The following is a 13,379-nucleotide window of genomic DNA, read 5'->3' as shown; positions in this document are numbered from 1 at the left end:
TTCCCGAGGGAACGGCTTTGCGTGATGATGGGAACGCGGATTGTCGTGTCCTCCGAGTGGGTGGAGAAGGTGCGCCGTTGGTGCGTGCGGGCGTCCTCTCCCTTCCCGTCGTCAGTGTCGCCGTGCGGATTCAGGCGGGCCAGGTGATGCTGGCGCAGGTGCATGGCGTGCGCGAGGCGTTGGGCGACAGACCCGAAGTGCGTGCAATGCTAGTGACGGGCAGGGCGACCGCGGCACCACGTCCTGCCCACAGAGTTCCTCGAATGGTTCGACATGTGTTGGCGGTCATCGCGGAGCGCGGGAATCTGGTCATCGATGCGGTCATCGCGGAGCGCGGAATTCGGGTCATCGGCAGGCGCGGGTACCGAGTCGAGTCAATGCAAGACGGCCTCGCTCCCGCCCCGGTTGCGGGGCGCAGAGCGAGGCCGGTGGGCAGCGGTGAGTAGCGGGGACGCTCAGCTCTTCTTGGCCTTGCGCTGCGCGCGTGACTCCTCGGCCATGCGCCTTCGGTAGCTGTCGCCCTCGATGCTGATGATGCTCGCGTGGTGGATGACGCGGTCAATGAGGGCGATGGCGCACGCGGCGTTGGGGAAGATGGTGGTCCACTCCGAAAACGGGAGGTTGGTCGTCAGGACAATCGGCTTCTTCTCATACCTGCGCGACACCACCTGGAAGAGGAGGTCGGCGTTCCTGGCGTCGTAGGAGAGGTAGCCAATCTCGTCGATGACGAGCAGCCCCGCCTGGGTGCAGTAGTGCTTCAAGCGCCTGTCGAGAGCCCGGGCGGAGTCCTGGCTTCCGAGGTCGAGCAGCAGCTGGGCGGCGGTGGTGAAGAGGACGGAGTGGCCAGCCTGCACCGCGTTGTAGGCGATATTCTGGGCAATCATCGTCTTGCCCAGGCCCTGGGGCGCGACGAGGACGACGTTGGCGGGGCGGGCCATGAAGTCCAGCGCCAGGGCACTCTCGACGGCCGTCCTGTCAATGTGCTTGGGCCAGCCCCAGTCGAAGTCGGCCATCGTCCTGAGGGCGCCCAGCTTGCTGCGCGACAGCCGCCGCTCGACGCTGCGACGGGCCCTGTCCTTCGTCTCCTCCTCGGCGATGGCCTCCAGCAACTCCATGGGCCCCCACCTGCGCTTGCTGGCCAGGGCGATGAAGTCCTCGAGGGTGTCACTGGTGTGGTGCAGGCCCAGGGTGGTGAGGCGCTCTTTCAAGGGGCTCATGGCGCTTGCTCCGAGTCCCGCCCGAGGAGGACGTCGTAGGCGTTGAGGGAGTGCTGGGGGACGCGCTGCTCGCGCACGCGCGGGTCATCCGGCAGCACGTGGGGCAATGGCGGAGGAGCGCCCTTTTTCCGGCTGCGCTGGTCGAGAATGTGGGCGACGGAGGCGGGGCCGAGTGCGCCGCGCGCGAGTGTCTCGGCGATGGCGGTGTCGGTTTCCGCGGAGCCGTACCTGTCGGCCAGCGCCAGCAGCTTCACGGTGTGGTTTCCGAGGTTGTCGCCGCGGTTTGCGAGGGCCTGGAGGAGTTGCTCGGCGCGGGGGCAACGGGCGAGCAGCAAGTCCCTGCCGCGCAACTCGTGGGCGTGGGCCTTGCGTCTGGCCAGGGCGGCCAGGTGGCTTGAGTCCTCGACGACGGCGCCCTTGTCCCAGCTGCGCACGTGCGAGGCGACTTCCTCGGCGCCGTCGAGGAGGCGCACCCTGGTGGGGGAGGCCACCAGCGTGAGGGGCCGGCGCACCAGGCCGTCGGGAATGGAGTAGTCGTTGCCGTCGAAGCGCACGTAGGGCGTCTTGCCGGAGGAGACGGGGCGCAGCACGTCGGTGGGCAGCGGGTGCGCGGGCAAGGGCAGCAGCAGGGGCGCTCGGCTTCCAACGCCTGCGCCACCGTGCGGCCCGAGGCGTCGCCGGGCACCCGGCGCTGGTGGGCTACCTCCTCCACCCAGCGCTGAAGCTGGCGGTTGACGTCGTCGAGGCCGTGGAAGGTGCGCGCGGCGAAGAAGGAGTCGCGCAGGTAGCGGATGGTGCGCTCCACCTTGCCCTTCTCATTGCCGCGGTAGGGGGCGCAGGGCTTGGGCGCGAAGTGGTAGTGGCCGGCGGCCTCCAGCACGCGTGGGTGGAAGCGGATGGCGTCTCCGGCCCGCTCCAGCACGACGGACTTCAGGTTGTCGTAGAGGAGGCTGCGCGGCACGCCGCCCAGCGCTTCAAAGGCCTGGACGTGCCCCTGGAGGAAGCACTCCATGGTTTGGCCCAGGAAGAAGCGCGCGTACATGGCGCGCGAGTGGCCCAGCACCAGGACGAAGCAGGAGAGTGTCCGGGTGGCCCGCCCCACCTGCACCTTGCCGAAGCTGCCCCAGTCCACCTGGGCTTCTTCGCCCGGCAGCGTGGTGCGGCGCAGGAAGCGCCTCGGCTTGAGGCCCCGGACGCACCCGCCGCACGTAGCGCTTCACCTGCTCGTAGCCGCCCGGGTAGCCACGGGCCTTTACCATGTGGAAGAGGCGCGTGGCCCTCAGCCGCGGGTGGGCCTTGAGGGTGCCGTCAATGAAGGCCGTGTAGGGGCCCAGCACCGTGGGCTTCGCCGTGCTGCTGTCGGCGCTGGCTACTGGCGCGTCCTCCAGGGCCGCCTCCACCGTGTCGTGGTGCAGCCCCAACTGCGTGGCGATGGTGCCCACCGGCCAGCCCTCCGCGTGGTGCAGTTGGCGAATCCGGGCGCGTACCTCGAGGCCAATCATCCTCGCACCTCCTCACCCGGCGCAGCGCCGCCAGCGCGGGCCCAGTCGGGTGCGCGCCAGGGTGGTGTGACGGAGGAAGGGGGTGGCGCGTCCGCAGGACGTGCAGGCAGGAAGGGACGGTGGTGCATACCCAGGGGGCCTCGCTGCGCTCGGCTCCGCGGCCACCTGCGTGGTGGCCTGGGCCGGCGCGGGCGACACCGTCACCTCCAGGGCCCCTGGCGGGGGAGACTGATGCGTCACTTTCTGTCGCCGCCCCCGGTACGCGGCCTGGCGCTCCGCATGCGCATGCCGGCCGTCTCGGGTGCGCTGGTAGCGCCGCCCGGCCGCACGCACCGACTCCGCGCGCGCCACCCTCCCGCACCGACGCCCGCAGTAGCGCTGCCCCCTGTCGCACCGGCTGCACAGCTGAAACAGCCGCCGGCACTCCGGCCGCCCGCACACCACCAGACGCAACGACTCCACGCGCACCTTCCCGTGCGCGCGCCGGCTTCTGGCGCCCCGCCCCGAAAGTGCGCTAACCCTCCCTTACCGGCTCGCCCCTCTCGCACACCAGGGCGCGCCCCCAGGAAGGCCCTCCAGGTGTCGCTGGTGGGCCTTCTGTCTTTCTGGACACGCGCTGCCCTGGACTCCACCGGCGCGCCTCCCACTCCTCAACTTTTCGGCCGCTCCCTGCGCTGCCTCTGGCCACAAAGCTCGTGAACGCCTGGCCGTTCATGACCAGAAATCCGCGCTTCCTGGTGACCATCAACAGACATGAGCCGATTGCGTGAGGCCGAGGTGTTGGCCGGACGGATGTTGACGCGAAACGAGAGCCTGGAGATCGTCGCGAGGAATATGAGGGACTATAAGATCCCGATGACCTTCACCCGCTGGAGAGGACAATGCGCGACGAGCGTGCCTGGAAGGGCAGCGTGAAGGCACGCCTGTATGAGCGGGTCCGCGAGCACGGCTACGATTCGCTCACCGCCTTTGCCAATGCGCGTCCTGGCGTCCCGTTGTACTTGCTGGCCGAAGAGCTTGGAAAGGATGACGTTGCAGCAGTGCAAGTATTGAGCGGATTGCTTGGTGAGGCGGAGCAGTGCAAGCAGGTCACACGCTTTGTTCGCGACGTGCTTGTGCGCGAGCTGTCCGAAGGTCTCCCCAACGGCTGGCCGGCCATGTTGAATGACGCCAACCGTTTCGAAGTCGCCAAGGCGCTCAGTTCGTGGCTTGCCTACACCCCAGATACTCATCAGGACAGAGCAAGACAGGTCAGCGCAGCGCTCGTCGCCAAGCCACCACCGCCCGGCTGGCATCCGCTCGCCCCCGACGACGAGCTGCTGCTCACGCTCCTGCCAGACGAAGAGGTCTGGACTTCGTCTCCGGGAGAGGGCGATGAGTGACGGAGCTGCTTGGCGGGGGAACATCAGGGCACGCATGTATGCGCGGGTCCGCGAACGTGGTTACGATTCGCTCACCGCCTTCGCCGAGGCACGCCCTGCCGTCCCGCTGTACGTGTTGGCCGATGAGCTTGGCAAGGACGATGTCGCTGCGATGCAGGTGTTCAGTGGATTGCTCGCCGAGGCAGAGCGGCGCAAGCAGATCACGCGTTTGGTGCGCGATGTGCTCGTACGAGAACTCGCCGAGAGCCTCCCCGAAGGCTGGCCGGCTGTGATGGATGACGAGACCCGCCTGGAAGTTGCCATGGCGCTCGGTTCTTGGTTCGGCTTCACCCCGGTGACGCATCAAGAGCGCGTTGACCGGGCCAGCGATGCGCTCCTCGCCAGTCCGCCACCGCCCGGTTGGCGCCCGCTCAGTCCCGACGACGCACTTCTCCGCACGCTCCTGCCGGACGGAGAAGTCTGAACCTCATCCATCCCCCCCTCCGGACCAATTACACCCGATTCGGGACCTGCCCCGGGCCCAGTGGCTGTCGCGGTCAATAGTCTGCTATTTATAAATCCTTGAAGTATTACAAGCGGCCGTCACAGCGCAGCGCGACCGCCGATCTCCGGGAAGCGATCATAGGCCCGCAGGAGTGCCTCCAGGTGGGCAGGGTTGTCCAGGTCAAGCGGTGCGTCCGTGAGCTGCACGACCCAGCCACCCGATGCCGTGCGCCGTGAGCGTGAAAGCAGGTCCGTGTCCCGAGCCAGGTCTGGGAACCCGATGGCGCGTGCGGCAGCGGAAGACCAATAGTTCAGCCACCCGAGGTAACAGGGAATCTCGGGCGAGCGGATGTTCTCAAAGAGCTTCAGGGCGGGCAACCCGCGGCGCGGGGACGGCGGCCCTTGCTGCGTGGGGGCTGTCTGATACGCAATGTCCACCGCAGCGTCGTCTGGCGTCGCCTCCCCCCATCGCGCACGTGCCCCTTCCGCGATGCCCTCAAGCACATCCGCCGCTGATGCGATCATGGGCTCGTCCAGCGGCAGTTTTGCGTGCACCTCGAACTGGTCTCGACCGCCTGGGCTGAAGAGTCCTGATCTTTCACTCCCCCAGACCGTCACGGGGCATTGCTGGCCCCCGTTGCACACGACCGGGAATCCTCCGTCCTCAATCTGTTCCTGGAGCCACGCATCCCGCTGCGGCAATGCGATAGGCCGCCCGCCATGGGAGAGCCTCCATTCTAGCCGAAGACCGGGAAGTGCCTTCTCCATGCCATGAACGCAATCGAGCGTGCGGCGGTCGTTCCCTACAAGCACAGGCGCGTAGACGATGATGCCGAGTCTTTTTCGCGTAGTCATCGTTTGCACCCCTTGGGTGTCCGCTTTGAAGGCCGCCCTGGGGAGGGGTTGATGCACCTTCGCGCCGCCGACTCCTCCTTGCGCCGCGCCTCTCCCTTCGATTCTCCAGTAATTCATCGAGGCGTGCAGAGCACGGGTCTCGTCTGCCTTCACCTACTCCGGCACGCCATTTTGGCTGGACGGTTACGATTTAGCGGCGGTAGGGCATGGGAATCGTACTCGCCAGGGACGCCTCATGGCGCCCCTCACCGATTTTGATGCCCTGCCACCCCGATCCGCGAGGTGCCCGGCGGGATTGAGGGTCGGCCGGTTTCGCTCTGGAGCGGGATGGGCGGCGGGTCCGTTGAGGTTCACCCGCGTCCGTTCATCTTGGATACGAGGGTGGGGAAGGCTGGGGTCAGGAGCTCTTGGCTTCACCGGTGCCCGTGACGTCCGTGAACTTCGTGCCGGTGATACCGGCGCGCTCCATGGCATCTTTAACCTCCTCGGACACGATCAGCGCCACGGTCCATCCCCAGGTTCGGAACACCTTGGCGCCTTCTACCTTTGCCGTGTCGATGCGCATCCCGGACACCGAGGAGTACGTACCCACCTTTTCGGGCATCCCGTCCTCCAGGGTCCAGTAACGCACCTCCTCGCACGCAGCGTCGTCGATGCACTTCACCAGCCGGGTGGCGTTGAGGATGTAGTGCTGAGCGGGCTGGGAGTCGAGCTCCACCGGGAAGAGTTGCACGTCGTCGGGTGCCACCTCGGTGATGAGGGCGGCTACCCGGGCGTGGACGATGGGGATGCTGAATGCCGCATGGGAATAGTCGAGCGGTCTACCGGAGATCTTAATGGGGATCTTGATTCGCTCGTCCGACTGAGCCCGCTGCCCGATCCTGAACTGCCACGGGTCATCGAGCTTCCGGCCCTCCTCATCGAGAGGATGCCCCAACTCCCACCGGCCGGAGAGGTACACATCATCGGTCAACTTGAAGAACCGCTGCGGCATGAGGACATTCTTCCGTCATTCGGTTCGGGTCACCAGCCGATTGAGCTTGGTCCCCTGTTTCGAGATTTCGCGCGCCAACATACCGAGGATCCTCGTCAACGCCTCTCGGCAACGATTGATGCTCTTGCAGGTCGAGGTTGCTTCGTCCAGCCGCTCGTAGACTTCCTCGTGGTACTCCCGCGGGTGTGGCCCCTTGTGGCCCGGGACGCGAACCTGGTTCGCCGCATCGTCGAGCGACATGCCTGCTCGGTCGAAGATTTCCTGGTACCTTGGCGTCCAGGGCCCCCCGCTGTTGGTGGATGTGCTGAACTTGTCGGAGGCGACATGGTGCCAGGGGCCGTCCGCGTCCACCGGTGCCGAGCTGCCGGCGCTCGCCCCTCGTGCCGCCATGGCCAGCGCCCCAGGCGCGAGCGTGATGGTGACGGCCCCTTCGGCGGGGATCGCCACCGAGCCCACTTGCGCGATTGCTGTGAATCGGAAGCCGCCTTGGACCTCGGCCAGCCGCACCGCCTGTACCGAGCCCGGAAGCCCCGGTGCCTTGACCGCCAGCCCTGCGGTGCTCCCAATGGCAGCGGTCGCGAGCATGACGAAGACGCGCGCCGCATTCTCGCCCATGACCCTGCTGTACTCTTCGCCAGCCGTGCGTACCTCATCGAAGGTCGTGGCGACCGCTACCGCCTCGGCAAGTTGCCGCCACCCTGCGACCAGATTCCAAACGGTGTCCACTCCCAAGTAGGCGATGAGGCCGACCGTCAGGGTGGCGGCCACGCCTTTACTCACCGGTTCGGGCAGCAACCAGAGGCCGAGGTACACGGCCATGGCCGTGATGATGGTGTTCCGCACTGCAATCGGATCCACCATTTCTCCCAGCGCTGCCTGGGTCTCGTCCAAGACCGAGCCCATGGCGAACTGTAGGGCCAGGGTGCGCTTGGCCTCGTCGCCAAGTGTGGGGCCGTCCTCCAGCAGGTGAAGGCAATCTCGGGCGCGCTGCGTCCGCTCGCACCAGCGGCCATAGGCGCGCGTGAGTTCTGAATCCGCCTCCGGTCTCCATGCTTCGGTTGGTGGGAGGAGGGTGTTGTCCGAGTACTGCCGCGAGCCAACAGACACGAGGCCGACGCGCCCTCGTGCGCTTGCGTACGCATCATTCACTGGGGACCAGAACCGCCGTCGCGCGTCCGATCGAGGTTGGGCGGACCGGGGCACGTCTCGGCCCAATTTCGCCACGGCCTCCTCGAAGTCGTCTTCGTCCAGTTCCACCGGTCTCGCGTCACCGGAGCTTGGGGTGAAGGTGAGGGGCTTGCCCCGGCCCGTGTCCAGACGCACCGCACTTGTCGCGCTACTGCACCCGGCCAGCACCATGAGCAGTAGGGGAATCGACAATCGTGGCAGCATACGGAGCCCTCCTGGCGCTGGCCCCCTCTCGTCGGGAGTCCATAGACGACACTAGGTCGTGTAATACCAGATAAAGCTGATAGGCGCTCCGGGCCGAATCGGCGTTGGGGCGCGTGCGTGAGGCTGATGGCGTGCCTTCACCCCTGGCGGGGGAGCCTGATGCGTCACTTTCTGCCGTCGCCTCCGGTACGCGGCCTGGCGCTCCGCGTGCGCATGCCGGCCGTCTCGGGTGCGCTGGTAGCGCCGCCCGGCCGCACGCACTGACTCCGCGCGCGCCAGCACCCCGCACCTACGCCCTCAGTAGCTCTGCCCCCTGTCGCACCGGCTGCACAGTTGGAATAGCCGCCGGCACTCCGTCCGTCCGTCCGTGTCAGGCGACAGGAACTTTTGACCCCCTTACGTCACTAAAACTGCCCCCCTCCCCGGGCCCAGTTGGACTGCGCCGTGATGCTACGTCGTTTCCCTGCGTGCGTCCGCCGGAGCGCGCCCTCGCTGCTTCTCAAGCGAGGGCGCGCTCCGGCCACGTCCGAGGCACTGCGCTCGTGCTCGACTCAGCCGTCGTTGCCAGGCGGCGCGCTGCGGCCCAGCAGCCCCGCCTTGCGCTTCTGGCGTAGCCGGTAGCTGTCGCCCTGGATGAGCACCGTGTGGCTGTGGTGCAGCAGTCGGTCGAGGATGGCGGCGGCCAGCACGTCGTCGCCGAAGACGCCGCCCCACTGGCCCACCAACTGGTTGGTGGTAATCAGCAGGCTGCCCTTCTCGTAGCGTCGCGCCACCAGTTGGAAGAAGAGGTGCGCGCTCCTCTTCTCGAAGGGCAGGTAGCCCAGCTCGTCGATGATGAGCAGCTTGGGCTTGGCGAAGTAGTTGAGCTTGTCCTTGAGGGCCCCTTCGCTCTCGGCCTTGGCCAGCGCCGCCAGCAGCGCCGTCGCGCTGGTGAAGAGGACCGAGTGCCCGGCCTCCACTGCCGCCCGTCCCAGTCCAATCGCCAGGTGCGTCTTGCCCACGCCCGGCGGGCCGAAGAGCAGCACGTTCTCGGTCTGCGCGATGAAGCGTCCGGTGGCCAGCTCCCGCACCAGCTTGCTGTCCACCGAGGGCTGCGCCTTGAAGTCGAAGTCCTCCAGCGTCTTCACCGCGGGGAAGTGGGCGATGGTGATTCCCATGCTCACGCGCTTCTTCTGCTTGGCGCCTATCTCCTCGCGCAGCAGCGCGTCGAGGAAGTCCAGGTAGGTGGGCTCGGTGCGGGCCGCCTCCGACAGCAGCGCGTCGAGCCGCTCGGCCAGGTGGCCCAGGCGCAGCCGGCCCAGGTGCGTATTCCGGCGAAGGTGAGCACCCATTCCAGCTCAAGCCGAGCAGCCGTTCCGGGCATGGCGAGCAGTCGGAGCGTCAGCGACGCTGGGACGTTCGTTCACTTCACCTGCTTACGCGCCTTCGTCAAATTCGCGTCCGCCTTGCGGATGGAGTCCCCAGCGAGCCGGAGGCGGTGGGCGTTGTGGACGAGCCGGTCGAGGATGGCGTCGGCCAGCGTCGCGTCGCCAATGACGGCGTGCCAGTCCTTGGGCTCCAGTTGGGACGTCACCACCGTGGAGGACTGGTGGTAGCGGTCCTCCAGGACTTCGAGCAGTTCCTTGCGCTCAGCCGAGCCCAGTGGCTCCAGGCCGAAGTCGTCGAGGATGAGCACCTGGGCCTTGGCCAGCCGCTTGAGCGCGTGCGGGTGCGTGCCGTCCGCGCGGGCCTGGGCCAATTCGTCGAAGAGGCGTGAGGCGCGGCGGTACACGACGCTGTAGCCGTCACGGCACGCCTTCTGTCCCAGCGCGCATGCCAGGAAGCTCTTGCCCACGCCGGTGGGCCCGGTGAGCAGCACGTTCTGCTTGTCGGCCACCCACTTCGAGGTGGACAGCTCCAGCACCTGCGGTTTGGTGAGGCCCGCGCATGGGCGTAGTCGATGTCCTCCAGGCACGCCTGCTGGCGCAGCTTCGCGTGCTGCAGCCGCGAGGTGAGCTTCTTGTTCTCCCGGTACATCCACTCCGCGTCCGCCAACAGGCCCACCAGGTCCGAGGCACCCAGCCCCTTGTCCCCCGGCCTCTCCACCCAGCTGCGCAGGTAGTTAGCCATGCCGTACAGCTTCATCGCGTTGAGCTTCTCCAGCGTCTGTTCCACCAGCATCTCTTGCGCTCCTTGCAGTCTCGTCGTCCGGCCGGCGCGCGCCCGGCTGCCAGGGCGCGCGCCGGCCACCTCCGATGCTGGGAGACTTGAGGCCAGCACCGACGGGGAATGTCCGCGCACGGCCGTCAAGCCGCGCGTGCTGTCAGTGGTAGTAGTGGGCGCCGCGCACGTTCTCGTGCTCGGGCAGCGGGCCCTTGTCGGCCGTCGTCTCGTCAACGTCCTCGAGGCGGTGCTGGAGGATGGCGAGGACGGACTTGTAGCCCACGGCGCGGTGGCGCAGCGCCCGGGCGCACGCCTTCTCCACGCGAGGCTTGCCGTACTTCTTCTCGTCGGCCAGGCGCAGCACGCCCAGCGCGGAGCGGAAGCCCTGCTGCGGGTGGGGCCGCTTCGTCATGAGCTCCTCCACCAGCTTCGCGCACGAGGGGCCGACGCTCTCGGCCCAGCGGATGAGGCGCGAGGGTGTCCACTCGGCGTGCTGCCGGTGGGAGGCGGGCATGTGCTCGGCCTGCGTGGTGAAGCGCCCCTTCTGCTGGCTGCGCACGTGGCTGGCCACGCGGCGGCCCCCGAGGAAGACTTCGACGCACGCTTCGGTGTGACGCACGTCCACCGACTTGCCCACCAGCGTGTACGGCACGCTGTACCAGTGGCCCTCCAGCTCCACGTGGTAGTCGATGTTGACGCGCGCCTTCTTCCAGAAGGCCAGCTCGTACGGCCGCGCCGGCAGGAGCCGCAGCGTGGCGCGTTCCACCTGCTCGAAGAGCTCCCAGCGCGACTTGCCCAGCTTGCGCATGGGCCGCGTGTTGAGCTTCTCCAGCAGCGGCTTCACCGCCTCCTGCACCTGGGCCAGCGACGTGAAGTGCCGGTGGCGCAGCGCCGCCAGAATCCACCTCTCGGCCAGCAGCACGCCCACCTCCACCTTCGCCTTGTCCCTCGGCCTGCGCGGGCGCGCGGGCAGAATCGCGAAGCCGTAGTGCCGCGCCAGGTCCGCGTACGTGGGGTTCAAGTCCGGCTCGTACCGGTGCGCCCGGGTGACGCCCGCCTTGGGGTTGTCGGGCACCACCAACTCGCTGACGCCGCCGAAGTACTCGAAGGCACGCACGTGGCAGCCCACCCACGTGGGCACGTCCTCGCTGAAGACGGGCTCCACGTACGTCAGGTTGCTGGCCCCCAGCACCGCCACGAAGAGTTTCGCCACCCGCACCTCGCCGGTGGCCGCGTCCACCACCTGCACCCCGTCCCCGCTGAAGTCCACGAAGCACTTCTCACCGGCACGGTGCTCCTGGCGCAGGGTGACGCTGGCGGTGGCCAGCCACCGCCCGTACCTCTCGCAGAAGCGGCTGTACTGGTAGCCGCCCGGCACCGCCTCCAGGTACTCCTGCCACAGCAGCAGCTTGGTGACGCCCTTCTTCTTCAGCTCCGCATGCACCCGGGCCCAGTCCGGCTCCGGACGCTCCGCCAACGCCTTTGCGTCGTCGGGGAACAGCAGCGCGGCCAGCGCCGCATCATCGTCCAACTCCGGTGGCAGCGGCCACGGCAGCTTCGCCACCCGCGCCCGCCCCAGGTAGTCGCACACCGTGCCATTGCCGATGCCCAGGCTCGCCGCAATCGACCGCGTCGTCAGCTTCGCCTCGAACCGCAACCGGAACAGCTCTCTCAACTTCCGCATGGACAGCCTCTGTGCCGCCATCTCCACCTCCAAATCGGGAGGGCGGAGTGGCCTGCTGCTGCCCAGCGCCGTCAACGCTTCTGTCGACCGCCCACTCCTCACTACGAGTGGTGCCCGGCTTCACCGGAATGCCTGCTCGGCATCCCCGGAATCGGTGCTCGACATGCCCGGAATGCCTGCTCGGCATCCCCGGAACGGCTGCTCACCTTGCTTCGGAATCGCTGCTCGGCTTGGCCCGGAATCGGTGCTCGGCTTGCCCCGGAACACGCACCCAGGTGCTCCCGTACGCGCGCGTGGACCAGGTCGTGGCTCATGCGGCACCTCGCTTCGAGTCCTGCTCCACGACGGCGGCGTAGTCCTCCAGCGAGCGCCCGAGGCCTGTCAGCGACGAGTCCTTCTCGGAGCGTTCCTCGTCACGCGGACGCCACAGCCCCTCCCAATGCGCCGGGTCGACGACGCGCGCGTGCGGCTGCCGATGGCGAGCGTGCGTGGCCACCAGCGCACCGGCGTGGAAGATGCGCACCTCGTCGTCCCCCACCTGCACCTCGACATTCTCACGCACCAGCCGGTGCGGCACGCTGTAGCGCACTGTGTCCACGTCCACGAGCGCGTCGTTGGCCACCTTGCGCTTGAGCCGCTGGTGACGGCGCGGCAGCACTCGCAGGGGCAGCGGGCGCAGGGCGGCCTTCTCCTCGCGCTCGAAGCGCTCCAGGGGCGGCTCGTGCGTGGTGCCGTGCACGCGCTCATCCGCCTCGCCCATCCACTGCGCCAGGTGGGCCTCCATCGCACCGAAGGCCTCGAAGTCCCGGCCCGCCAGCGCGTTGCGCTTGACGTACTTGACGCCCGACTCCGTCTTGCCCTTGGTGCGAGCGCGGTAGGGCCCGCACGCCTTGGGCGTCACGTCCCAGTCCCGGCAGAACTGCACCCAGGCCGGGTGGAAGCGCACGGTGCCCGCCTGCCGGTTGTTCTCTTCCACCAGGGGCCGGGCGTTGTCCGAGAGCACCTCCAGCGGCACGCCCCCGAAGTGCACGAAGGCCGCGGCCACGCCCTCGCGCCAGTCGTCCCCGCGCTGGTTGAGGAAGGCTCGCACGAACAAGCGCCTGGAGAACGAGAGCACCGCCACCAGCAGGAAGACCTTCACCACCTGCCCGCCCAGCCGCACCTTCTTCTCGCCGAAGTCCACCTGCATCTGCTGCCCTGGCTTCGTCTCGAACCGCACCGTCGCCGTCTGAGCTGCGTGCACCTGGCGCCGCCTCTTCTCCACCGCGCGTTGCACGGTGCGCACGCTGGCCTCCACTCCCTCCTGCGCCAGCAGCGCCTTGACGACAACGGCGTTACCTTCAGCAGCCGAATCCCAGAGTTCCACCGCGCGCTGCTGCTCGCTCTCGGTGAGCCGCCGGGCCTTCGGTCGGACCTGCGTGTCGGCCGCACTCCCCGCACGCAGGTAGCGCCGCACCGTGTTGCGCGCCACGCCCACCTCACGCGCGATGCGCTTGGCGCCCCAGCCCGCCTCCGCCAGCACGCGCACCTGCCGCACCACTTCCTGCTCGACCATCGACTCCTCCGCTGTCGAGCGGAGGGCTACTACTGCTGTCCCTTCCATTGCTGCCTACCTCCCTGGTTTGCAGGCCCGGAGAGGGGGTCAGTTTTAGTGGCACGAGGGGGTCAATTTTGCTGTCGCTCTACAGTCCGTACACCACCAGACGCAACGACTCCACGCACACCTTC

At 67.8% G+C, this 13,379-nt stretch carries 10 protein-coding genes and 3 pseudogenes; 3 read left to right on the top strand and 10 right to left on the bottom strand.

Annotation, left to right across the window (positions count from 1 at the left end; genetic code table 11):
- Positions 1-21: 21 nt before the first annotated feature.
- Positions 22-273, top strand: a pseudogene (locus tag KGD87_RS11840) (DUF2380 domain-containing protein); the annotation flags it as partial.
- Positions 274-455: 182 nt separating this feature from the next.
- On the opposite strand, the gene istB (KGD87_RS11835) reads toward KGD87_RS11840, so the two are convergent.
- The 3 genes and pseudogenes from istB (KGD87_RS11835) to istA (KGD87_RS11825) form a co-directional block, all read right to left on the bottom strand.
- Positions 456-1,217, bottom strand: coding sequence for an IS21-like element helper ATPase IstB (istB, locus tag KGD87_RS11835; protein WP_284665360.1), 762 nt, complete (start codon positions 1,215-1,217; stop codon positions 456-458).
- On the bottom strand, positions 1,214-1,834 hold the full coding sequence (locus KGD87_RS11830; protein ID WP_284668768.1) for a Mu transposase domain-containing protein: 621 nt from the start codon (positions 1,832-1,834) through the stop codon (positions 1,214-1,216). The genes istB (KGD87_RS11835) and KGD87_RS11830 overlap by 4 nt, the downstream gene beginning before the upstream one ends.
- 53 nt (positions 1,835-1,887) lie before the next feature.
- Positions 1,888-2,349 (bottom strand): annotated as a pseudogene (gene istA / locus KGD87_RS11825) (IS21 family transposase); the annotation flags it as partial.
- 1,251 nt (positions 2,350-3,600) lie between these two features.
- On the opposite strand from istA (KGD87_RS11825), the gene KGD87_RS11820 reads away from it, so the two are divergent.
- Together KGD87_RS11820 and KGD87_RS11815 are read left to right on the top strand one after the other, a co-directional pair.
- Complete coding sequence (locus KGD87_RS11820; RefSeq protein WP_284667552.1) at positions 3,601-4,101, top strand: NUDIX hydrolase; 501 nt, start codon at positions 3,601-3,603, stop codon at positions 4,099-4,101.
- Complete coding sequence (locus KGD87_RS11815) at positions 4,094-4,564, top strand: NUDIX hydrolase (RefSeq protein ID WP_284667551.1); 471 nt, start codon at positions 4,094-4,096, stop codon at positions 4,562-4,564. Before KGD87_RS11820 ends, KGD87_RS11815 begins: the two co-directional genes overlap by 8 nt.
- 119 nt (positions 4,565-4,683) lie before the next feature.
- On the opposite strand, the gene KGD87_RS11810 is transcribed toward KGD87_RS11815, so the two are convergent.
- The 7 genes and pseudogenes from KGD87_RS11810 to istA (KGD87_RS11780) all read right to left on the bottom strand — a co-directional run bounded on the left by KGD87_RS11810 (position 4,684) and on the right by istA (KGD87_RS11780) (position 13,206).
- Positions 4,684-5,439 carry a DUF5953 family protein gene (locus tag KGD87_RS11810; RefSeq protein ID WP_284668625.1) on the bottom strand — a complete coding sequence of 252 codons (756 nt, stop codon included), beginning with the start codon at positions 5,437-5,439 and terminating at the stop codon, positions 4,684-4,686.
- 397 nt (positions 5,440-5,836) lie between these two features.
- Positions 5,837-6,433: an imm11 family protein gene (locus KGD87_RS11805; RefSeq protein ID WP_284667550.1), complete on the bottom strand. Its 597-nt coding sequence runs from the start codon at positions 6,431-6,433 to the stop codon at positions 5,837-5,839.
- A 15-nt stretch (positions 6,434-6,448) separates the two neighbouring features.
- The gene (locus KGD87_RS11800) at positions 6,449-7,825 is read right to left on the bottom strand and encodes an AHH domain-containing protein (protein WP_284667549.1); all 1,377 of its coding nucleotides are present in this window, start codon (positions 7,823-7,825) and stop codon (positions 6,449-6,451) included.
- Between the two features lie 551 nt (positions 7,826-8,376).
- Complete coding sequence (gene istB / locus KGD87_RS11795) at positions 8,377-9,156, bottom strand: IS21-like element helper ATPase IstB (RefSeq protein ID WP_284667548.1); 780 nt, start codon at positions 9,154-9,156, stop codon at positions 8,377-8,379.
- A 71-nt stretch (positions 9,157-9,227) separates the two neighbouring features.
- A pseudogene (gene istB, locus KGD87_RS11790) lies at positions 9,228-9,934 on the bottom strand (IS21-like element helper ATPase IstB).
- A 193-nt stretch (positions 9,935-10,127) separates the two neighbouring features.
- Complete coding sequence (gene istA / locus KGD87_RS11785) at positions 10,128-11,651, bottom strand: IS21 family transposase (protein WP_284667547.1); 1,524 nt, start codon at positions 11,649-11,651, stop codon at positions 10,128-10,130.
- A 310-nt stretch (positions 11,652-11,961) separates the two neighbouring features.
- Positions 11,962-13,206 carry an IS21 family transposase gene (istA, locus tag KGD87_RS11780; RefSeq protein WP_284667546.1) on the bottom strand — a complete coding sequence of 415 codons (1,245 nt, stop codon included), beginning with the start codon at positions 13,204-13,206 and terminating at the stop codon, positions 11,962-11,964.
- Between the last annotated feature and the right edge of the window lie 173 nt (positions 13,207-13,379).

Origin of the sequence: Myxococcus sp. SDU36 (assembly GCF_030168875.1) — a bacterium.
GTDB lineage: Bacteria > Myxococcota > Myxococcia > Myxococcales > Myxococcaceae > Myxococcus > Myxococcus vastator.
The sequence above is the reverse complement of the archived record's forward strand: the minus strand, read 5'-3'. Positions and strand labels throughout refer to the sequence as shown.